Annotated in this window: 17 protein-coding genes; 7 read left to right on the plus strand and 10 right to left on the minus strand. The window is 37.9% G+C overall.

The genetic code is table 11. The features are described 5' to 3' along the window. The first annotated feature begins 14 nt into the window (after positions 1-14). Positions 15-2,306: a YgiQ family radical SAM protein gene (locus MT390_RS14925; RefSeq protein ID WP_499441953.1), complete on the plus strand. Its 2,292-nt coding sequence runs from the start codon at positions 15-17 to the stop codon at positions 2,304-2,306. A gap of 189 nt (positions 2,307-2,495) precedes the next feature. Here MT390_RS14925 and MT390_RS14930 read toward each other — a convergent pair whose 3' ends face one another. The 4 genes from MT390_RS14930 to apbC all read right to left on the minus strand — a co-directional run bounded on the left by MT390_RS14930 (position 2,496) and on the right by apbC (position 5,549). After that, positions 2,496-3,179 (minus strand): hypothetical protein, encoded by a 684-nt coding sequence (locus MT390_RS14930; protein WP_299668372.1) that lies wholly within the window; start codon positions 3,177-3,179, stop codon positions 2,496-2,498. A gap of 98 nt (positions 3,180-3,277) precedes the next feature. Further along, positions 3,278-3,877 (minus strand): recombination mediator RecR, encoded by a 600-nt coding sequence (gene recR / locus MT390_RS14935; RefSeq protein WP_166373052.1) that lies wholly within the window; start codon positions 3,875-3,877, stop codon positions 3,278-3,280. 288 nt (positions 3,878-4,165) lie between these two features. Then, complete coding sequence (locus MT390_RS14940) at positions 4,166-4,417, minus strand: DUF2164 domain-containing protein (RefSeq protein ID WP_166373053.1); 252 nt, start codon at positions 4,415-4,417, stop codon at positions 4,166-4,168. 46 nt (positions 4,418-4,463) lie between these two features. Next, the gene (gene apbC / locus MT390_RS14945) at positions 4,464-5,549 is read right to left on the minus strand and encodes an iron-sulfur cluster carrier protein ApbC (protein ID WP_499441955.1); all 1,086 of its coding nucleotides are present in this window, start codon (positions 5,547-5,549) and stop codon (positions 4,464-4,466) included. 197 nt (positions 5,550-5,746) lie between these two features. On the opposite strand from apbC, the gene metG reads away from it, so the two are divergent. Beyond that, a complete protein-coding gene (gene metG / locus MT390_RS14950; protein WP_499441956.1) occupies positions 5,747-7,807 on the plus strand; it encodes a methionine--tRNA ligase in 2,061 nt (686 codons plus the stop codon). A 181-nt stretch (positions 7,808-7,988) separates the two neighbouring features. Here the strand turns inward: metG and xylA are convergent, their stop codons facing one another. Next, complete coding sequence (gene xylA / locus MT390_RS14955) at positions 7,989-9,308, minus strand: xylose isomerase (protein ID WP_182691051.1); 1,320 nt, start codon at positions 9,306-9,308, stop codon at positions 7,989-7,991. Between the two features lie 223 nt (positions 9,309-9,531). Beyond that, positions 9,532-10,731: a XylR family transcriptional regulator gene (locus tag MT390_RS14960; RefSeq protein WP_499441958.1), complete on the minus strand. Its 1,200-nt coding sequence runs from the start codon at positions 10,729-10,731 to the stop codon at positions 9,532-9,534. Between the two features lie 409 nt (positions 10,732-11,140). Between MT390_RS14960 and xylB the strand changes: the two genes are divergently transcribed. Then, positions 11,141-12,592: a xylulokinase gene (gene xylB / locus MT390_RS14965; RefSeq protein WP_499441959.1), complete on the plus strand. Its 1,452-nt coding sequence runs from the start codon at positions 11,141-11,143 to the stop codon at positions 12,590-12,592. Positions 12,593-13,238: 646 nt separating this feature from the next. Here the strand turns inward: xylB and MT390_RS14970 are convergent. The 4 genes from MT390_RS14970 to MT390_RS14985 form a co-directional block, all read right to left on the minus strand. Beyond that, complete coding sequence (locus MT390_RS14970) at positions 13,239-14,369, minus strand: sugar ABC transporter permease (protein ID WP_499441992.1); 1,131 nt, start codon at positions 14,367-14,369, stop codon at positions 13,239-13,241. A 41-nt stretch (positions 14,370-14,410) separates the two neighbouring features. Next, positions 14,411-15,934 (minus strand): xylose ABC transporter ATP-binding protein, encoded by a 1,524-nt coding sequence (locus tag MT390_RS14975; RefSeq protein ID WP_166373060.1) that lies wholly within the window; start codon positions 15,932-15,934, stop codon positions 14,411-14,413. Positions 15,935-15,987: 53 nt separating this feature from the next. Continuing rightward, positions 15,988-16,980, minus strand: coding sequence for a D-xylose ABC transporter substrate-binding protein (xylF, locus tag MT390_RS14980; protein WP_299668398.1), 993 nt, complete (start codon positions 16,978-16,980; stop codon positions 15,988-15,990). A gap of 381 nt (positions 16,981-17,361) precedes the next feature. Then, on the minus strand, positions 17,362-18,354 hold the full coding sequence (locus MT390_RS14985; protein WP_166373062.1) for a LacI family DNA-binding transcriptional regulator: 993 nt from the start codon (positions 18,352-18,354) through the stop codon (positions 17,362-17,364). 272 nt (positions 18,355-18,626) lie between these two features. Here MT390_RS14985 and MT390_RS14990 point away from each other — a divergent pair, with 272 nt between their 5' ends. The 4 genes from MT390_RS14990 to MT390_RS15005 are packed head-to-tail and all read left to right on the plus strand — an operon-like array spanning position 18,627 to position 23,403. Further along, positions 18,627-19,685: a sugar phosphate isomerase/epimerase family protein gene (locus MT390_RS14990; protein ID WP_499441961.1), complete on the plus strand. Its 1,059-nt coding sequence runs from the start codon at positions 18,627-18,629 to the stop codon at positions 19,683-19,685. A 13-nt stretch (positions 19,686-19,698) separates the two neighbouring features. Then, on the plus strand, positions 19,699-20,859 hold the full coding sequence (locus tag MT390_RS14995; RefSeq protein ID WP_499441963.1) for a Gfo/Idh/MocA family protein: 1,161 nt from the start codon (positions 19,699-19,701) through the stop codon (positions 20,857-20,859). Then, positions 20,852-22,378, plus strand: coding sequence for a sugar ABC transporter ATP-binding protein (locus MT390_RS15000; protein WP_499441965.1), 1,527 nt, complete (start codon positions 20,852-20,854; stop codon positions 22,376-22,378). Before MT390_RS14995 ends, MT390_RS15000 begins: the two co-directional genes overlap by 8 nt. Beyond that, positions 22,375-23,403: an ABC transporter permease gene (locus tag MT390_RS15005; protein WP_299668412.1), complete on the plus strand. Its 1,029-nt coding sequence runs from the start codon at positions 22,375-22,377 to the stop codon at positions 23,401-23,403. Before MT390_RS15000 ends, MT390_RS15005 begins: the two co-directional genes overlap by 4 nt. Positions 23,404-23,508 lie beyond the last annotated feature (105 nt).

A 23,508-nucleotide genomic window follows, 5' to 3' on the forward strand; every position in this document is an offset into this window, starting at 1 on the left:
CTAGAGATTTTTTCTTGAAGCCAATAACTCCCCACAAAGACCGCAATTTATTTTCATATCCAAAATACAGAGGCGACTCTGCTAAGGCAGCTCCTTTTTTACCTATGTCACGTAAAGAGATGAAGCAGCTTGGCTGGGATAGTTGCGACATTATTATAGTCACAGGTGATGCTTATGTGGATCACCCTAGTTTCGGAATGGCTGTCATTGGTCGTATGCTTGAAGTACAAGGTTTCAGAGTCGGTATTATCGCTCAACCTGATTGGCATTCAAAAGATGCATTTATGGAACTAGGTAAGCCTAATTTATACTTTGGTGTGACTGCCGGTAACATGGATTCAATGATCAACCGTTATACGGCTGAAAGAAGACTAAGACATGATGATGCTTATACGCCAAATGATGAAGGCGGTAAACGTCCGGATCGTGCCGTTGCTGCTTACACACAACGTTGTAAAGAAGCTTACAAAGGTATTCCCGTTATTATTGGTGGTATTGAAGCGAGCTTACGCCGTATAGCACATTATGACTATTGGTCTGACAAAGTCCGTCAATCTGTTTTGTTTGATGCAAAAGCGGATCTATTAATTTACGGAAATGCAGAACGTCCGCTAATTGAAATTTCACACCGTATTGCACAAGGTGATGATATCAAAACCATTACCGATGTACGTGGTAGTGCTTTTCTAACCAATTCAGCCCTTCCTGGCTGGACAGGTATTGATTCACGCAGTGTTGATAAGCCAGGTAAAATAGATCCTATCTATAGCCCTTATCAAGATTTAAGCGAAAAATGTGATACGGCGAAAGATGAAAGCGATGCTGCTGATGAAGCATCAGACATCACTAAAACAGCGCAAGTTATCCAAATGACCCCTCATAAAGGCACGCCGCAAGAAGAGCGTGAAAAAAGATGGGAAGAGAAAGCAAAAGCTTGGTCAACGACTTATATTAATTTGCCAACTTTTGAGCAAGTGAAAGAAAATAAAATGCTGTATGCACATGCATCGCGTATTTTTCACCAAGAAGTTAACCCAACCTCTGCAAAAGCATTAATGCAGAAGCATGGTAGTCGTGCTATCTGGTTAAACCCACCTGCAACCCCATTAGAAGAAAGTGAAATGGATGGTGTATTTGGTTTACCTTATGCGCGTGTTCCGCATCCAAGTTATGGCGATGCTAAAATTCCAGCTTACGATATGATAAAAACATCGATCAATATTATGCGAGGTTGTTTTGGTGGTTGTACTTTCTGTAGTATTACAGAGCATGAAGGCCGCATAATACAAAGTCGTTCGCAGGAATCAATCATCAATGAAATTGAAGACATTAAACTTAAAGTACCTGGGTTTACTGGCGTAATTTCAGACCTTGGTGGTCCAACGGCTAATATGTATAAATTACGTTGTAAGAGTGAAAAAGCCGAAGCAACTTGCCGTAAACCCTCTTGTGTATGGCCAACTATTTGTGGTCATCTCGATACTGACCATACGCCAACAATTGAGCTATATCGCGCGGCACGTAGAGTACCTGGCATTAAGAAAGTATTAATTGCATCAGGTGTTCGTTATGACTTGGCGATCCAAGATCCTGAATATGTTAAAGAACTCGCGACGCATCACGTGGGCGGATACTTGAAAATAGCGCCAGAACATACCGAAGAAGGTCCATTAAATAAAATGATGAAACCGGGTATGGGTAGCTACGATAAATTTAAAGAGCTGTTTGATCATTACTCAAAATTAGCCGGTAAAAAACAATACTTGATCCCATACTTTATTTCAGCTCACCCTGGCACAACAGATATGGATATGATCAATCTAGCAATGTGGCTAAAAGAAAATGATTTTAAGTTAGATCAAGTACAAAACTTTTATCCTTCACCTTTAGCGAACGCCACGACTTTGTATCACACAGAAATTAATTCATTGCGTAATGTTAAAAGAAACAGTGAAACAGTGTCCATTCCAAAAGGAACCGTTCAACGTCGATTACATAAAGCGATACTGCGTTATCATGATCCAGATAATTGGCCAATTATTCGTGAAGCGTTAACCAAAATGGGATTAGATAAAACCTTGATTGGTAGTAAAGCAACGTGTTTAGTACCAAAAGAAACGCGTGCTGAAATCCTTAACAGAAATGCTACCAAAGCAAAAGCACCGTTAAAAGGCAATAAAGTTGCTGCAAAAAATAAGGGTAAAGTGACGAATAATAAGCGTGCGCCTAAAGCAAAATTTGGTAGTAAACCAGCAAATGGAAAACAAGGTTTAACGCGCTTTAGTACTAACCAATTTCAAAAGTAAGCTTTGATTTTGGTATGGCGGGGTAGAAAGTAATGCTTAAGTAAAGCTTATAAATACCCTCACTATCTGCGATAAATTATCTTTGAAAAAAGCGTTAACTTTTAACTAAGTTAGCGCTTTTTTGTATCCATTATATTTATATGATTTTCACTAAAAATTTAAATGTTGAAGTCTTTTAAATAAACTAATTTAATCTAATTGCAGCGCGCCTGTTTGCTTCAACTTACATATTTGGTTTAAAAATGAATTAATACGATAGGGTTGAAAATGAGTGGGCATTTTATTTTCCAACGCAGGAATAGGTGCTCGATCATCACGTAGATGCTTCAATATTAAGGATAATAAAGCAGAAAGATAACGCTTAAATTCATCGCTTTGATACAGTTTATCCCAATTGATAATATATTCATTACTCACCCCTTCTATCAACTGCTCTAACTGATAGGTGTAGCGTTGAATTTCCGTATCTCCCATGCAATATTCTTTTACTAACTGCAGAAATAGATCTAAACATTCCCCACGCGGTACCAGAGTAAAAAACTCTTTTTGTTTAAGCGCGGTTTCATTACCTTTATTAGCATTCGAATTAGAATTAGAATTAATAATACGAAATAAAATTTCAAACATATGCACAATAGTTCTGTCTAAAATGCGCTGCTTTGGTACTCGCTGATGTTTCATATCATCGGCAACAATTTTATAAAGCGTTAATAAATCAACCTTGTCAGCGACTTGTCGAGACAATTTATCAGCAATAGACACTGGAATACGATTGGCCAACAGCGTATTTAGTGTTGTTCTGGTGAGTGTTTCCTTTAATGCATTGTGTGCTTTTTCTGTGCCTTCAAATGGCACATTCTTATTTGCAGACATTTTATTCCTTTAAGTGATGCGAACTATCTGCTGAAGCTATAACTCATAAACGGCAACCTTTAGGCCTCACTAAAGTGCAAAGCAAGGCCAAACAGGGTCTATAACTTTGATCGGCCGGTAAATGAATGCGATAAGGTGGTGCTATCTACAAACTCTAGCTCTCCACCTACTGGCACGCCGTGTGCGATACGACTTACCTGAATACCATGTTTTCTGGCCATTTCTGCGATGTAATAAGCCGTTGCTTCACCTTCTACCGTAGGGTTAGTGGCTAAAATAACTTCATTAGTCTTACCTGCTTGCATCTGTTTTTCTAATAGATTCAAACCCAGTTGGTCTGGACCTATACCATCGAGTGGTGATAAGTGCCCCATTAATACAAAATACGTACCTGAGAAAAGTGCAGTTTGTTCTATCGCCACCACATCAACGGGCATTTCTACAATACAAATAGTACCGTTGTCATTGCGTTTTTGGTTGTTACAAATAGAGCAAAAATCTTCTTCGGTAAATGTACGGCACTGTTGGCAATGGCCTATCTCGGCTACCGCTCTTGCTAACATGTCACTTAACTTAAGCGCACCATTACGATTTTTATCTAATAAATGATACACCATACGTTGTGCCGACTTTGGCCCAACACTTGGTAAACATTGCAAGGCTTGCATTAACTCATCTATTAAAGGTCTACTTGACATTATCTCTTCTTCTATTTTTAAGCATTATTTAAGGTGTTTTTATAAGGCTCTGGGTATAAGGTTCATTTTATTAAAGTTATTCGTAACTACTCAGGCCGTCGCTATTTAAGCCTATTTATTCGTTGAAAAATGCTCATTTAAACCACTAAACTGCGCTTTTTCGCCTTGAATAAATAGCTTAGCTCTGAGCATTTACGTTTTTATTTTGCTAAAAAGCACTCAGTTTTAATGGGTCCTGAGTAGTTACAGTTATTCTACTATTGATATCAACATCTGATTGTAATATTTTTAGTCAAATTCAGTGACTTTTTCCAATTCATAAAATGATTCAGTAATGGTATCCAGTTTATCATCTAATAATGCTCTAGCATCATTTAGACCCTGATTATAATAATAACTACCCACTTTTTCGGTAAAGAAATCTAACAAAAATTCAGCATCAAATTGCCCAAGATCTTGATCCAGCTCTTTTTCAAAATACTTTTGTATTTGATCTACTATTGTGGCTTTTTGTGCATTTGAAAATTTAATTTCAGCCATTTTCATTCCTCTATCAACGGGTAGATAATTTATTAATCACTTTACCTTATTTCAGCTCTGTAATTTTTATTTGCTCAATGGTCGGCTGTAAGTCTTTATATAGATTAATTGCCACCTGTTCAGCTAAGTGTAAATACGGATCAACTAGCTCAGGAAGATCACCTTTAGCTACCGTTGGCGTACCTGCATCGGTATCTTCTCGGTATCGAATATGTAATGGTAATTCACCTAAATAAGGTAAATTAAATTGTTCTGCTAATTTTCGTCCGCCACCGGTTCCAAAAATTGCTTCTTGATGGCCACATTTAACGCAGGAATAAACGCTCATGTTCTCAATTAATCCAGCGACATGTACGTCTACTTTATTAAACATGATAACCCCTTTTTGAGCATCAATTAATGCAACGTCCTGCGGGGTTGTGACTATAATGGCACTGGTAACAGGTACATTTTGCGACATTGTTAATTGAATATCGCCGGTACCCGGTGGCATATCCACAATCAAATAGTCTAATTCAGGCCAGTCCGTTTCATTCAACACTTGTTGCAAGGCTTTACTCGCCATAGGACCACGCCATACCATGGCATCTTTATCATCGATTAAAAAGCCAATGCTATTACCCACAATGCCATGAGCGCTAATTGGCGTTAATAGTTTGCCATCAGCAGAGGTCGATTTAGTTTGTTTTTTACCGATCATAGTAGGCAAAGATGGGCCATAAATATCTGCATCTAATAACCCTACTTTTGCACCATTCTTGGCCAACGAAATAGCAAGGTTAACACTGACCGTAGATTTACCCACTCCGCCTTTACCCGATGAAACGGCAATAATGTTGTTTATATTAGGATTAGTTTTGGCCACTTTTTTGTGCTCAAAGGTGGGCACTTTGTAGCTAACATTCCACACTGCAGGTTGTTTGAATAAGGTTTGTAATGAATCAGCTGTTTGTTGTTGTAAAGAAGCTAACCATTTAGGTGCATAGAAAGGTAAACGTAAATTGATTTCAGCTGAGTCTTCTTTAATAACTAATAAACGCTGCTCAATAAATTTTTTAAATATTGTTTCTTCAATTGATTTTTCTAAACATTTTAAAACTTTTTGTTCGATAGTTTTCTTTTTAAACAGCATGATAAACCCTTAAAACTGAATTGATGAGTGAGTTTATCAAAATCATTAGATAAATCATCCTTATTAAAAATAGGCCTTAATACATACTGATACCTACTAGCTATCAAGAAACCTAGATAAGAGTGGGATTTATAATGTTTTTTGGGTAGAATTACTGGCTTAAAAAATCCGCTTAGACTTAAGGAATATCAAATAAAATGGCTAATCAAGATCGTAATATCCTTGTTACCTGCGCCCTTCCCTATGCTAATGGTCCAATCCATTTAGGGCATATGCTTGAGCACGTACAAGCTGACATCTGGGTTCGTTTCCAGCGCTTACGCGGTAATAACATTCATTTTGTTTGTGCTGATGATGCACACGGCACGGCTATCATGCTGAAAGCGCAAGAAATGGGTATCACTCCTGAGCAATTAATTGCACAAGTACAAGCTGATCATGAGAAAGATTTTGAAGGGTTTAACATCAGTTTTGATAACTACCATTCAACACATTCAGAAGAAAATAAAGCATTATCATCACAAGTTTATTTAGCATTACGTGATAACGGCTACATAACTAAAAAAGTGGTTTCGCAATTATACGACCCAGAAAAAGAGATGTTTTTACCGGATCGCTTTGTAAAAGGTACTTGCCCAAAATGTAAAGCAGAAGATCAGTACGGCGATAACTGTGATGTTTGTGGCGCGACCTATAGCCCAGCTGAAATGATTAATCCAAAATCAGTGGTTTCTAATGCAACACCGGTGATGAAAGATACAGAAAACTTATTCTTTGATGCGCCACAATTTCAAGACATGCTTGTTGAATGGACTAAATCAGGCGCACTACAAAATGAAGTGGCTAATAAGTTAAGTGAATGGTTTGAAAGTGGCTTAAAAGCGTGGGATATCACTCGTGATGCACCTTACTTTGGCTTTGAAATCCCTGATGCACCGGGTAAATTTTTCTATGTATGGTTAGATGCACCTATCGGTTACATGGGCAGCTTTAAAAATCTGTGTGATCGTACCGATGGTCTTAACTTTGACGATTACTGGAAAAAAGACAGCACAGCTGAGCTTTACCATTTCATTGGTAAAGACATCATCAACTTCCACGGTTTATTCTGGCCAGCGATGTTAGAAGGTGCTGGTTTCCGTAAACCGACTGGCGTTAATGTACATGGTTATGTCAGTGTTAATGGTGAGAAAATGTCTAAATCAAAAGGCACCTTCATCAAAGCAAGTACTTATCTTGAAAACTTAGATCCTGAGTGTTTACGTTATTATTACGCTGCGAAACTAACATCTCGTGTTGATGATTTAGACTTTAACTTAGAAGACTTTGCGCAACGAGTTAACTCTGATGTGGTTAATAAGTTAGTTAACTTAGCTTCTCGTACAGCTGGCTTTATTGCTAAAAAATACGACGGTCAACTTTCTAAAGAAGTTTCTGAACCTGAGTTATACCAACAGTTTGTTGATGCCGGTGAGTCCATTGCAACGCAATTTGAAAACCGTGAATTCGCTCGCGCTATTCGTGAAATCATGGCATTGGCTGATATTGCCAATAAATACATTGATGACAAAGCACCGTGGGCATTGGCTAAAGTTGAAGGCAAAGAAGTTGAAGTGCAAGATATCTGTTCAATGGGTATTAACTTGTTCCGTGTGTTAATGACGTATTTGAAACCAATCATGCCAAAACTAACCGAGCGTAGTGAATCATTTTTAGATGAAACGTTAACTTGGGACAGCATTCAAACACCATTAGCTGGCCATAAAATTAATAAGTTTAAAGCTTTATTCCAACGCATTGATCCTAAACATGTTGAAGCCATGGTTGAATCATCTAAAGCAAGCGCAGCTGCCGATGCAGCTGCTAAAGAAAAAGCTGCAGAAGCTACACAGGCTGCAAGTCAAAGTGAGTTAGATAAAGAACCGATTGCCGCTGAGATTGATTTTGATACTTTTGCTAAAACGGACTTACGTGTTGCTTTAATTGCTAAAGCTGAACATGTGCCTAAAGCTAATAAACTGTTAAAACTAACCTTAGACTTAGGCGGTGAAACACGTACTGTATTTGCTGGTATTAAATCAGCTTATAACCCTGAAGATTTGGAAGGTAAATTAACGGTGATGGTAGCCAACCTTGCACCACGCCAAATGAAGTTTGGTTTGTCTGAAGGCATGGTATTAGCAGCGGGACCTGGCGGTGAAGATATTCATATTTTAAACCCAGATTCAGGTGCAAAACCTGGTCAGCGTATTATGTAGCTGCGGCGGCACTTAGTTAATATAAAAGTGTTAATATAAAAGTGTTAATATAAAACCATTAATAATAGTTCACGTTACGCATGACTAAAGTGACTAGAAACGAAAAAGGGGCTTAATCAATTGATTAAGCCCCTTTTTTATTATGATTTTATTGATAAAAATATTTAAAAATTATTTAAAGCTACTTAAAAACAAAACCGTTTACCACGTTTTCTAAGTATTCTTGAGCACCAGACACAGGGGTTGGTTGAAAATCACTTTTAGCCGCATGCTCAGCTAATGCAGCGAGTGAAAGTTTACCACTTAAAATATCTTTGCCCATTTGGTCATTCCAACCAGCATAACGATTAGCGATATTTTTACCTAAAATATCATTTTCGATCATACCCGCTGCGCGCTCTAATGAAGCAGCCATTACATCCATTCCGCCAATATGGCCGTGGAAAAGGTCAGCACCATCAATTGATGGACGACGAACACGTGAGTCAAAGTTGAAACCACCCGTTGTAAAACCACCCGCTTTAAGAATTTCGTACATAACTAACGTATTCTCTTCAACACTATTTGGGAATTGGTCAGTATCCCAGCCTAGTTGAGGGTCACCTCGGTTAGCATCAACTGAGCCAAATAAACCTAATGATGTCGCTGTTGCGATTTCATGTTGGAAGCTATGACCTGCTAACGTGGCATGATTAGCTTCGATGTTGACTTTAATCTCATTTTCAAGCCCGTACTGTTTTAAGAAACCATAAACAGTTGCCGTATCATAATCATATTGATGTTTAGTAGGCTCTTGAGGTTTTGGCTCGATTAAAATAGCACCTTTAAAACCTATTTTATGCTTATGTTCAACAACCATCTGCATCATTCGGCCCAACTGCTCACGCTCTTGGCGCAAATCAGTATTTAATAGTGTTTCGTAACCTTCTCTACCTCCCCACAATACATAGTTATCGCCACCTAGGCGTTGTGTTGCACCCATTGCATTAAATATTTGAGTAGCGGCATAAGCAAACACTTCAGGGTTCGGATTGGTTGCAGCACCGTTCATATAACGTGGGTTAGAGAACGCATTTGCAGTACCCCAAAGCAGTTTTAGGCCGGTCTCAGCTTGTTTCGCTTCTAATACATCAACCATTTCAGCAAAGTTATTTTGGTATTCTTTTAGCGAATTACCCTCTGGTGCAATATCAGTATCGTGAAAACAATAATAGGGTACGTTTAATTTTTTAAAGAATTCAAAAGCAGCATCTGCTTTCATTTTTGCCATGTCCATTGCATTACCCGGTTTGTGCCAAGGTCTGTCAAAGGTACCGGCACCAAAAACATCTGAACCAGGCCAACAAAAGTTATGCCAGTAACAAGCGGCAAAACGTAAATGGTCTTTCATTGGTTTGCCAAGAATAATTTTTTCTGCATCGTAGTGGCGGAATGCGAGTGGATTTGTTGAGGTTGTACCTTCAAACTTGATTGGAGAAACACTTTTAAAAAATTCAGTCATAATAATGATTCCATTGGTTGATTAAGAAAGATGTTATTTAAACTCACCTCATCTTTTTCTTTTTCTGCAATTCATTCAATTATGATATTTGTTAGCTCTATTCACTGATTTAACTAACGTGGCAAACCTCACACTTATTTTTTTATTTTTTGATGATTTATGTGAATGCAACCAACTATTATTAATATTACAGGTTAACAATAAGGCATATTGCTTAAACATTTTACTCAAGCAGATTTATCATACGGTACTCTTTTGGTGTCATCTCAATGTCTTTTTTAAAAACGGTATACATATATTGAAGCGATGGATATCCACATAAATCTGGAATTTCAGCAATAGCAATGGTGGTAGAATTGAGAAGTTGGCAAGCTCGTTTAAGCTTAGCATTATGAATTTCTTGGTGTACCGAGTGCCCTCTTTCATCCTTAAAACGTGACTCTAAATTTGAACGAGAAATTCTTAAATGATCTAACACTTGATCAACTTTAATACCGTTATAAGCGTTATTACGAATATAATGCATCGCTCTAATAACCAGAGGATCATTAATCGCCTGAAAATCACTACTCTGGCGCTCAAAAACTTTTGAAGCAGGTATAATTATACGCGGTAACTGCGCTAGTTGATGATCAACTGATAAAGTATTATCTACTGGTGTTACTAATTTTTGATGCAGCATTTTAGCCGCAGCGTATCCCATCGCTTTACACCCTTGTCCCACAGAGCTCAATGACACTCTGGTGAGATAACGTGTTAACTCTTCATTATCAATACCTATGATTGCAATCTTATCTGGCACCATTAACTCCAAGTGTTCGCATACTTGTAATAAGTGCCTTGCTCGGGCATCGGTTACCGCAATAATACCAACCGGTGTTGGTAATCTTTGTAACCAGTCAGCTAAACGGTTCATATCATATTGCCAGCTTTCTGCAGTCGTTATATTTCCTCTATAAACGGAACCTGAATAGTTTTCTCTAGTGAGCATGCTTTTAAATGCTTTTTCTCTTTCAGCCGCCCATCGATTGGTAGGCCCATCGGGTAAGCTATAAAATGCAAAATGCTCTAACCCTTTATCCATTAAGTGCAGAAAAGCGGTTTCGACTAAATTTTTATTATCGGTACCGATATATGGCACATTAGGGTAGTCTTTTTCATTCTCATAGGAACCACCTACCCCTACGACTGGAATATTTAGAGTAGAAACAAGTGACTTAATGTCAGGATCATCCAAGTCTGCAATAATGCCGTCTCCAACCCAGTCTTTGATTTTAGCTAAATTTGTACAAAAATTTTCTTCAAAGAAAATATCCCAATCACATTGCGTTGCTTGTAGGTATTCGCCAACCCCCTTAATAACCTGACGGTCGTAAGCTTTGTTGGCATTAAATAAAAGGGCAATTCGATAATTTTTTTTCATAACACTCTACTCTGGGAATCGGTGGCACAATAAAAACATGCATTTATAACGTTAAAACAATCTCATTAAAGTAAATATCAAGGATGTTTTTTGCTTTTTAAATAAATCAAAAGTTAAAATATTCAACAATAAAAAAACAGTAAAATTAAAGTAAAACAATAAGTTAAGAATCAATCATTTTTTAACTGTAACCTAGTGTTGTACCATAGCTCTATTTAAACAGTATCATTTACTATGCAATTTGTGAGCTATCACTCAATCAACAAATCAGAGAATCGTACTATTAAAAATCATAATTGTTATCGTAAATAATAAGCATCAAAATAACCCCATTAATGGTCATTGACTTAAATAAACGGTTATATAAATTGAATTAACCCTCATTCTTTATTTGTAAAAGGAATATTACATGTTCATTGGTATCGATCTCGGTACATCTGGGGTAAAAGTAATTTTGCTCGATGTAAATGATGTTATTCTAGCGACAAAATCAGTCGCGATCTCAGTATCACGCCCTTTCCCTTTATGGTCAGAACAAGATCCAGAATCTTGGTGGACGGCCACAGACCAAGCAATTAAAGCATTAGCCTCTGAACATGACTTATCAAAGGTACAAAGTATTGGTATTGCAGGTCAAATGCATGGTGCGACATTATTAGACAAAGATTCAAATATTTTAAGGCCTGCTATTTTATGGAATGATGGGCGTTCTGAAAAAGAGTGTCTTGAAATTGAGCAGTTAGTGCCAAATAGTCGAGATATTACGGGCAATATTATGATGCCGGGTTTCACGGCTCCAAAATTAAAATGGATACAAAAACACGAACCGGAATGTTTTTCAAAAGTTGCAAAGGTGTTGTTACCTAAAGATTATTTAAACTTCCGATTAACAGGCGATTTTGTATCGGACATGTCCGATGCCGCCGGTACCATGTGGTTAAATGTAGGTAAAAGAGATTGGGATGAGCAATTGCTTGCGGCAACGGGTTTGTCACGTGACAACATGCCTACATTATTTGAAGGAAATCAAGTCACTGGGCATTTATCGAATGTCATTGCTCAGCGATGGGGAATGGACAACGTTCCTGTTGTAGCTGGTGCAGGCGATAATGCAGCAGGTGCAATAGGTGTTGGTATCATCAAACCTGGACAAGCTATGTTGTCATTAGGAACTTCTGGCGTTTATTTCGCTGTTACTAATGGTTTTACACCCAACCCTGAGTCTGCATTACATAGTTTTTGTCATGCATTGCCTTCTACTTGGCACTCTATGTCAGTTATTTTAAGTGCAGCATCTTGCTTGAACTGGGTTGCTGAATTAACAGGAGCAGCCGATGTTGCAAACCTATTAGCAGAAGTTGAGAACGATGCAAATCCAACGTCAGAAGTGATTTTTTTACCTTATTTATCAGGCGAGCGCACACCACATAATAATGCCAATGCTAAAGGTGTGTTCTTTGGCATGACACATGAAACTAAAAGAGCGGAATTAGGTAAAGCAGTGTTAGAGGGCGTTGCTTTTGCTTTGGCAGACGGTCTTGATGCTTTACATGCCACAGGTGTTGATCCTGAGGAAATATCCTTGATCGGCGGCGGTGCACAAAGTCCCTATTGGCGTCAAATGTTAGCGGATATATTTAATAGAAAACTAGCTTATCGTTCTGGTGGAGAAGTAGGTCCAGCATTAGGGGCTGCTCGCCTTGCTCATTTAGGGGTGACAAAAGATAAAACAGTATCAGAGATATGCCCTGTTCCAACATTAGTTCAAATGCACTTACCTGATAGCAGCAAACACCTCGCCTATGGCGCTAAACGTGAAAAATTTCAAAAGCTGTATATGCAATTAAAAGATCTTTTTTAAATTAGAATAACCATAAACCAATACCCATCTTATCAACAATGCCAGTAATAGCTTACTGGCATTGTTGCATCTGAATGTCCCTTTTTAATCCCCGTATTTGTAGTGAATTGTAGCGCAGTGCAATAGAAACGAATCAATACCAACACTCTTAAGTGATGAAATTTGCTCCTTTCACAATAACGCATTCTGCATCTCCAGAATCAGGTAATGGTTGAAATAAATCCCACAATATCTTGTGTAATGCATTTATGATTTGAATCTAAGCAATGATTTGAACGACATAATTCACGGTATTAATAATCAAGGAGTAGTTGTCCTTTCAATACTATTTTGCACCGAATCAATAATTTTTAGGGAAGGTTAAGCTTATCTGTTTTGTTATTAGGACGTCTTTATTCAACACGTATATTCGCATAATAGGTCAAAATTTATTAAGGAGAATTCATTCTAAACGGCAAAGTTCCTCAACAACTAAACATTTCAAGCCTTGTTAATAACTGTACTTAAATACTTTAGTTAAATATTGTAGTTAGACACTGCAATTAATCACTATAGTTAATCATTGCGCTCCAATAAATGATTGATACAAAAAAGCCCAAAGTGATTACTACCTTGGGCTTGAAAACAATAGTGCTTTGGTTAAATCCTAACCTCTATGCTTACTTGCACTATCCATCCAAACAGCTAATAACAATACCCCACCTTTTACTATGTATTGCCAAAAAGTAGGGACATCCATCATACTCATCCCATTATCCAGCGATGCCATGATAAAGGCGCCAATCACCGCACCGATAACAGTACCTACGCCACCAGCCATACTTGCACCACCAATAACACAAGCAGCAATTGCATCTAGCTCAGCTATATTACCTGCAGATGGAGAACCAGCACCTAAACGAGAACTCAGAATCAAAGCAGATATCGCCACTAAAAACCCATTCATTGCATAAACAGATAATTTAGTTTTTTCTACATTAATACCGGATAAACGACTCGCCTCAATATTGCCACCAATCGCATAGATTCTGCGTCCAAACCGAGATTTAGCCGCGATAAAAGTACCCACTAAAGCAAAAAATATAAGTAATAAAACTGGTGTAGGCACACCACGATAATCATTAAGTAAAACAATTGCGACTAATACTGCCACTGCAATTAAGGTGTTTTTTGTTAATGCGCTTTGAGTGCTAGGTACAGATAATTGATATTTTTTGCGTAAACCATTACGTTTTTTCTGCCATCCAAAATATCCTGCTAAACAACCTACACCGATCATTAAACTGACCATATCTGGTAAGTAACTCTGACCAATTACACTCATATCATCCGATATAGGCGCAACGGTTGTACCATCTGTGATGCCAATTAAAATACCACGAAACGCTAAGTAACCTGCTAGTGTAACAATGAAGGAAGGTACTTTTCTGTACGCAACCCACCAGCCATTCCACGCGCCTAATACAACACCAGCAAATAAAGTAATAACAATAGTTAGTGGCAACGGCAAGCCAAACCATACATCTAAAATGGCGGCAATACCCCCTAATAAACCCATTAGAGAACCAACAGATAAATCAATCTCACCACTAATAATAACAAAGACCATTCCAATCGCTAAAATACCTGTAATGGCAGTTTGTCTTAACAGGTTAGAGATATTTCTTGGCGTTAAATAACTCCACTCAGTCATAATACTAAAAAACAGCATAATAAATACAATCGCGGCGGCCATCACAACTAGCTGTATATTTACATTTTTAAACCTATCTTTCATACTTACACTTGCAGTGTTTTTAGTGTCATTTGCTTGCTTTATCATGCTACAACTCCTTCGGATAACGCACAATTCATGATTATTTCTTGGGATAAGTTCTCATTGACTAAGTTCCCTTTAATGATGCCTTCATGCATCACTAAAACGCGGTCACTGATACCAAGTACTTCTGGCAGTTCTGATGAAACCATAATGATGCTCAACCCGGTTTTCACTAGCTCAAACATGAGTTTATAAATTTCATATTTAGCGCCTACGTCGATACCACGTGTTGGTTCATCTAATATTAAAATACTTGGGGTAACCATTAAAAATCTAGCCAAAATGGCTTTTTGTTGATTACCACCGGATAAACTACTAATCGGTATTTCTGTATTGGGTGTTTTTACCGTTAGTCTTTTTGCGCTATCTGCAACCTTATTTGCTTCCAAAGTATCATTTACTATTCCAGCTGATGTAAACTGATCAAGAGCAGCTAGTGACATATTTTTACCAACAGACATAATAGGTACAATACCGTTGCGTTTGCGATCTTCCGGTACCATTGCAATGCCAGCAACTAAAGCATCTCGACTACTTGCTGTTTTAATTTCTTGGCCATTTAAAAAATATTTCCCTTCGTGTTTACCTTGATAACAACCATACAAACATTCCATTAACTCTGTACGGCCGGCACCAACTAAACCTGAAACCCCAAGGATTTCTCCTTTACGCAGTTCAAAACTGGCATTTCTTACTTTTGGTATCGCTGAATTAGCTTTATCCCATGCATTAACATTTTTAACTTCGAGAATAACCTCTCCAATATCATGCTCTTCACGTGGGAATAGTTGCTTCATTTCTCGACCAACCATCATTGTCACAATATCGTCGGTTGTCATATCCGCTGCTTCCCGTGTACCAATAGGAACACCGTCTCGAATGACACATATTTTGTCTGAAATATTCTTCACTTCGCTTAGCTTATGAGAGATATAAATACAGCTCACGCCAGAGTCTCGTAACTCGGTGACCAGATTTAATAAAATTTCTGTTTCAGATTCAGTTAAAGGAGCAGTAGGCTCATCTAACACTAATAATTTGGCATTTTTAGACAATGCCTTTGCTATTTCTACTAATTGTTGTTGACCAACACCTAAGTCACCCACTTTGGTTTCTGGGGAAACAGAGAGTCTTACTTTTTTAAGTAATATTTCGGCTTCATAATGCATTAACTCAAAATCCATAATGCCAAATTTACATAATTCAGAGCCAAGAAATAGGTTTTCAAGAATACTTAATTCTTTAACTAAAGTGAGCTCCTGATGAATAATGCCAATACCTAATTGTTCAGTGTCAGAGATATTTCTAGGTTCTAATTTTTTACCTTTATAAATAATTTCACCTTCATATGAGCCATGAGGGTAAATACCACAAAGTACTTTCATTAATGTAGACTTACCAGAACCATTCTCTCCACATAAAGATAAAACTTCGCCTTTATTTAAGCTGATACTGACGCCATCTAACGCTTTAACAGGACCAAAACATTTAACGATATTGTTCATTTCCAATAATGGATGCATAAAAATCACTCCTTATAAGTAGCGCTAAACTGATGCTTAGCGCTGACAAATTCTTATTGGTAAACGTCTTTTTCAGAATGGAAGCCATCTGCAACGATAGTTTCTTTAATGTTTTTAGCATCGACCGCAATTGGGCTTAATAACCATGAAGGGACATCTTTCATGCCATTATTTAACTCTGCATTTTTTTCAGGTTCTTTCCCGTTACCTAAAACAACAGCAATTTCAGCCGCATGTGTTGCTAATGCAACGATAGGTTTATAAACAGTCATCGTCTGTGTACCAGCGATAATACGACGTATAGCTGCTAAATCTGCATCTTGACCTGAAATTGCAACTTTGCCTGCAAGACCTTGTGCTTCAAGTGCTTGAATTGCACCGCCTGCTGTTGCGTCATTTGATGCAACCACTACATCGATGTTGTTGTTGTTCGCAGTTAATGCATTTTCCATTATTTTTAATGCGTTTTCTGCTAACCAATAATTAACCCATTGATCACCAACAATTTCGATATCACCAGCATCGATTTTAGGTTGAAGAATGTTCATTTGTCCTTTACGGAACAGTTTCGCATTACTATCTGTTGGCGCGCCACCCATTAAGAAATAACGACCTGAAGGTTTCGCTGCAACCATCGCTGTTGCTTGCATTTCACCTACAATTTCATTATCAAATGACAAGTAAAAATCGATATCCGCATTGCTAATCAAGCGATCATAAGCAAGTACTTTGATCCCATCAATTTTAGCTTCTTTGATTACGTTAGAAAGTACCTCACCGTTTGTAGGAATAATCACTAGTACATCAACGCCTCGTGAAATCATATTTTCGATTTGAGATATTTGAGTTTGTTCGTTTCCGTTAGCAGATTGAACATAAACTTTAGCGCCTTGTTTTTCTGCAGCTGCAACAAAAATATCTCTATCTTTCTGCCAACGTTCCAATCTAAGGTCATCAATTACCATCCCTATTTTTAAAGATTTAGCAAAAATAGGAGTGCTAATTGTCATCAAAACTACGCATAGTAGGGTTATGAATTTTTTCATTATAATGTCCTTTAATAATGTAATTTTTTGTTAAGGTGTATACCCGTTACTATTCACATTCAGTGAATGGTTAGACATTAACGTTAGAATTAAAGGAAATCTTTTCAGTAATTTCATAATCTCTTTGTCATTTTTTGTTTTTTCAATTAACTGTGATCGTAAGCATGCAAGGCATTTTTCAATCAATTAAAGCGCTGAGAGACGCATCACAAAGTTAATGCTTTTACCTCTAAACTAATATTGATTGATAAAAAAGCTGAGTATATGAAACAGAACAATGTCAATTCAGAGCAAAAAATTAAACGAGAAAGAAGTTTTAAAAGGAGACTCAAAAAGTAAAGCTTTAGGCGTTACTTTTTAATAATAGATAAGCCGAAAGTATTATTTTTCGCTATAGGATGCAGTACTACTTCGTACTAACAGTTGTGTTGGTAATATTGTATCTTGGGCTGCTTTCTCATCAAATAGCACATGCAATAGGGTTTGCATTGCTGTTTTTCCTATTTGCAACTGTGGTTGCTGTATCGTCGTTAATTGAGGCGTTGTATATTGGGCAAAAGGCAGATCATCAAAACCGATAATGGACAATTTTTCCGGTACGTTCAATCCTACTTCAAAAGCAGCACGCATCGCGCCCAATGCCATCATGTCATTAAAACAAAATAAAGCAGTCATTTTATATTGTTTATATAAACGATGAAATGCGCTGTAACCAGAGTGAAAACTAAAATCCCCACTATCAATGGCTAATTCGTCGAGTTCAAGTGAAGCATTTTCTAAACTTTGTCGGTAGCCATTTTTACGGGCAACACAAATCGGATTGTCCATTGGCCCTGTTATGCAAGCAATGCGCTTATGCCCAATATCCAATAAATAATCTATTGCATTTTTTGATGCCGTGTAATTATCTATTCGAACGGTTGGGACCGGGAAATTCTCAAAATATTCACAGGCCATAACAATAGGAATGTTAATCCCCTCTTTTACTTCTTCAGGTAGTTCAGACGTTAACGAAATAATGCCATCAGCTTGTTTGGTTTTAACTAAATCGATATACGCATTGGCTTGCTCTACGGCATGTACTGAATCCCCAAGCAAAACTTTATAGTCATTCTTTTTGGCAATAATTTGAATGCCTCGAACAATGTCAGCAAAAAACTGATTAGCAATATCAGGTAGAATAACGATCACCGTTTTAGATTCACAACGCCTTAAATTTCTAGCACTAACATTGGGTGAGAATCCACATTCAAGCATTGCTGATTGTACTTTTTTTCTTGTTTTTTCTGATACTTTTTCAGGATGTGTCATCGCACGGGAAACCGTTGCGGTTGATACTCCAGCAAGTTTAGCGACATCTTTTACATTTGCCATAAAAGCCCTTAGGTAGAATTTTTTAAAGGTACAAAAAACAAAAAACATTCTTTTGTTACATTAATTGTAACGGACAAATATTACCTCAAAAACCTTCATAAAGCTAAAACCAAAAAACAATAAAAATAAAGCATTGATAAATAATATATTTTTTAAATAAACCGATTCAACCTCAAATTTTACAGACTGTTTTTTGTACAAGCAATATAGTTTTCGTTACATTAATCCAACAAAAAATGTAATCGATTACATTAATAACAAGGAGTGACAACATGAAAACAATCCAAGGCCCAGCTTTGTTTTTAGCGCAATTTGTATCAGACCAAGCCCCTTTTAATAACCTAGAAAACATTGCGACTTGGGCAAGTGGTATTGGTTATAAGGGTTTACAAATACCCACTTGGGATAAACGCTTATTTGACCTTGAAAGAGCTGCAAATGATCTTGCTTACTGCCAACAAATACAAGATTTATTAGCTGGGCTTGATCTTCAAATAACTGAATTATCGACCCATGTTCAAGGTCAATTGGTTGCTGTACATCCAGCTTATGATGAAATTTTTGATAGCTTTGCACCGACCGAGTTTCATGGCAATCCGGTTGCTCGTCAAAAATGGGCTGTGGAGCAATTAATGTTTGCTGCAAAAGCCTCTAAAAACTTGGGATTAACAGCACATGCCACTTTTTCAGGATCATTGCTATGGCCTTATATATACCCCTGGCCACAACGCCCAGAAGGGTTAATTGAAACTGGCTTTAAAGCGCTAGGAGAACGCTGGTTACCTATTTTAGATGCGTTTGATCAAGCTGGTGTTGACCTTTGTTACGAAATACACCCAGGTGAAGATCTACATGACGGTATCAGTTTTGAGATGTTCTTAGATGTTGTTGATCAACATCCTCGCGCTAGTATTTTGTATGACCCAAGCCATTTTGTACTGCAACAACTTGATTACCTTTCCTTTATTGATAAATACCACGAACGAATTCGTATGTTCCATGTAAAAGATGCTGAGTTTAACCCTACAGCACAACAGGGAGTTTACGGTGGTTTCCAAAGTTGGGTTGAACGTGCTGGACGTTTTCGCTCTTTAGGAGATGGGCAAGTTGATTTCTCAGCCATTTTTTCAAAGTTAGCGCAATATAACTTCTCAGGATGGGCAGTTGTTGAATGGGAGTGTTGCTTAAAACATCCAGAGGTAGGTGCACAGCAAGGCGTTGAGTTTGTGAAAAGTAAAATGATCACGGTTACCGATAAAGCTTTTGATGACTTTGCAGGTAGTGAGCCTGATACAGAAATGAATTCACGCATTCTTGGTTTAACGCAATAAAGAAGAGGTCAACATGAAACGCTTAAAATTAGGTATGGTCGGTGGCGGCACAGGTGCATTTATTGGTGCAGTGCATCGTATTGCAGCAAGAATAGATGATCGCTTTGAGTTAGTTGCTGGTGCATTAAGTTCAAATCCAGAAACGGCCAAACAATCAGCCAAAGAATTAAATATTGAAGAAGACAGAGCTTACACGTCATACACACAGATGGTCGAGCAAGAAAGCCAAAGAGAAGATGGTATTAATGCAGTCGCCATCGTGACTCCCAATTTTTTGCACTACCCTATCGCAAAAAGTTTTTTAGCCGCAGGCATAAATGTCATTTGTGATAAACCAATGACCTGCACATTAGAAGAAGCACTGAGTTTACAGGAAATTGCACAACAAAGTGGCTGCATATTTGTATTAACTCATAACTACAGTGCTTACCCATTGGTGCGTCAAGCTAAGCAGTTAGTGACAGATGGAGCGCTTGGTCCGTTACGCTTAGTACAGGTTGAATACGTCCAAGACTGGTTATCAACAGCGACTGAATTAGAAGGAAATAAACAAGCAGAATGGAGAAGCGACCCTAAACGTAATGGCCCTGGTGGTTGTTTAGGCGATATTGCTACCCATGCTTTTAATTTAGCCTCCTTTATTAGTGGTTTAAAACTGAATCAAGTAAGCGCGGATTTAAATACCTTTGTTGAGGGTAGAAAACTAGACGATAACGTCAATGCAATGCTGCGTTTTGAAAAAAATGTAAAAGGTATGTTGTGGTCTTCACAGGTTGCACCGGGTAATGAAAATGGACTCAGAATTCGTATTTATGGCGAAAAAGCCGGTATTGAATGGGCACAGGAAAATCCAAACCAATTGTTATTTAGCCCACTTGGTGGCGCTAAACAAATAATTACCAGAGCAGGAGCCGCCTATACTGGTGCTCCTCATTTAGTACGCACGCCAGGTGGCCATCCAGAAGGTTATCTTGAGGGTTTTGCTAATATTTATTATGAAGCTGCAGACCTTATTCTCGCTCAGCTTGCTGGTGAAAATACCACGCAATTACAACAAGCGAGTTTACTGCCTGGCACTCAGGAAGGTGTGGAAGGTTTGCGTTTCATTGAAGCAGTTATTGCATCTTCTGAACAAGATGGCAAATGGATTGCAATGGAGCCAGTACATGAATAAAACGCTGAATGAACCCATCTTACGCCTAGAAAATATCCGTAAGTCATTTTCGGGAGTACAAGTTTTACATGGTATAGACGTGACAATTAATAGTGGCGAAGTATTGGGTATTCTTGGTGAAAATGGTGCGGGTAAATCAACGTTACTTAAAGTGATTAGTGGTTTACATCAAGCTACATCGGGTAGCGTGTACCTTGATCAAAAACAGATACATATTAAAAATCCTGCTGTTGCTAAAAAATATGGGATCGCGATGATCCCACAAGAATTTAACCTTGTTTCCACTCTCAATGTTTTTGAGAATGTATTTCTTGGACAAGAACTGAAACAAGGCCGTTTTCTTGATAAAAACAAAATGCGCGAACGTACCCAAACATTACTTAATCAACTTGAAACCCATTTAGATCCCGACGCTTTAATTGAGACATTAAGTGTTGCTGAGAAGCAGATGGTTGAAATAGCTAAAGCCTTGGTACACGACGTGCGTATTTTGATCATGGATGAACCAACCACTGTATTAACCAACCAAGAGGTGGCGGTATTATTTAGGCTAATTGACAAGCTTAAAGCACAAGGTGTCACCATTGTATTTATTTCTCATAAGCTAAAAGAAGTGAAATTGTTGTGCGACCGATTAATGATTTTACGAGATGGGCATTTAGTTTCAATTGAGCCGGTAGCAGGCCTAAATGAGCAAGAAATGGCCTCTAAAATGGTTGGGCGAGAGCTTAATCAAATTTTTCCTGAGCATTCACAAGCCAGCACCGAAATAGCCTTGCAAGTTGAACAACTTAGTATTAACAACCTGCTTCATAATATTGAATTTAAAGTACATCGTGGTGAAATTTTAGGTTTTGCAGGTTTGATTGGAAGTGGTCGAACTGAAATGGCGGAAGCGATTATGGGCTTGCGTAAAAAAAATAGTGGTAAGGTAAAAATATTTAACCAAGATGTCACCATTCATGCCGCTAAAGACGCTGTAAAACATGGACTTGCTTACCTCAGTGAAGATAGACAAGGCAGTGGTTTAATTATGAATTTTAACCTGCCAGAAAATATTAGTTTGATTTCTTTGAAAAAATATATCAAAGGATTTATTCAACATAAAAAAACCACAGAGTCTGCCGCTCGATATAGTGAACAGTTTGCCATTAAGGCCCCTTCTTTAGATAGCGAATTACAATATCTAAGCGGTGGCAATCAGCAAAAAGTTTACCTCGCAAAATGGATGGATACAGATCCTGAAATTTTGATTTTAGATGAGCCCACTCGTGGGGTAGACATTAATACCAAAAAAGACATTTATCATTTTATCCACTCCTTAACCGAACAAGGCAAAGCCGTGATTATCATTTCATCTGAGATGGAGGAATTGATCGGTCTGTCACATCGTATTTTAGTCATTCGAGAAGGAAAAATTGCCGGAGAGTTAGTAGGCAAAGAGATTGAAGAGCAAAAAATAATGTTTTTAGCCGCGGGCGTTAATGACAAAACACCTCGAATGGAACCAATATTATGAGCGAAACAACTGAATTAGGAAAAAATAAAATGACCAATAAAAGTGTAAGTGAAACAGCAATACAACCATCTGCTTTATCTAGGTGGATAAAGTCAATTAGTTTAACCAGTATGGCTCCTCTAATTGCACTGATTGTTTTATTGATTCTCAGCGCCATGGTGAGTGATCATTTTTTAATTCCGCGGAACTTAACCAATGTGTTAAGACAAGTATCCTATACAGGCATCATTGCGTTGGGTATGACCTTTTTGATCATTGCCGGAGGAATTGACCTCTCTGTTGGCTCAATGTTGGCATTAGTTGGGGTGCTAGTGATTATGATCCTAAACCATCTTGGCGATGGATGGATGGCAGTGATGATTGCAATTAGTGCTGCAATGGCATTAGGTGCATTTTTTGGTGCAATTAATGGTTGGTTAACTACAAAAGGAAAAATAACCGCCTTTGTAGCCACGTTAGCAACCATGTCTATTTTCCGTTCTTTTACATTATACATCAGTGATGCCGGAGAAATGGTATCGCGAAACAATCTCTATTCAGACGTTGGAACAGGATATTTTCTTGGTTTACCCGTGCCAGTATGGGTATTTCTCATTCTAGCTATTATTGGCCATATATTACTTCGTCATACCGCCTATGGACGACACCTTTGTGCCGTCGGTTCTAATCCAAAAGTGGCCAGTTATTCTGCTATTAATGTATCAAAAGTCTATTTTTTAAGTTTTATTATTTTAGGTTTTACCGTTGGTATATCTGCAGTGATGTTGTCATCTCGCCTCAACTCTATCAGCCCCGGTGATGCGGGCCTATTTTACGAGTTAGACGCGATTGCTGCGGTCGTTATCGGTGGTACAGCACTATCCGGCGGAAAAGGCACTATTTGGGGTACGGTTATCGGCGCGATTATTTTAGGGATAATCAATAACATGCTTAACCTTTCGGGTGTTTCCCCCTACTTACAAGGTGCGGTAAAAGGCTTTGTGATCTTAATAGCCGTTTTAATGCAATACAAACGAGCACAATAAATTTACATATTTATACAACATTATAAAACACTGTTTTTTTAATAGTTCGCTTTTAAGAAATCTTTTTTAAAAGCAATTAAAAAAGCAACATACTACAAACCAAGG

The sequence above is a fragment of the Vibrio sp. 2-Bac 85 genome (genome assembly GCF_037546705.1).
Taxonomy (GTDB): Bacteria; Pseudomonadota; Gammaproteobacteria; order Enterobacterales; family Psychromonadaceae; genus Psychromonas.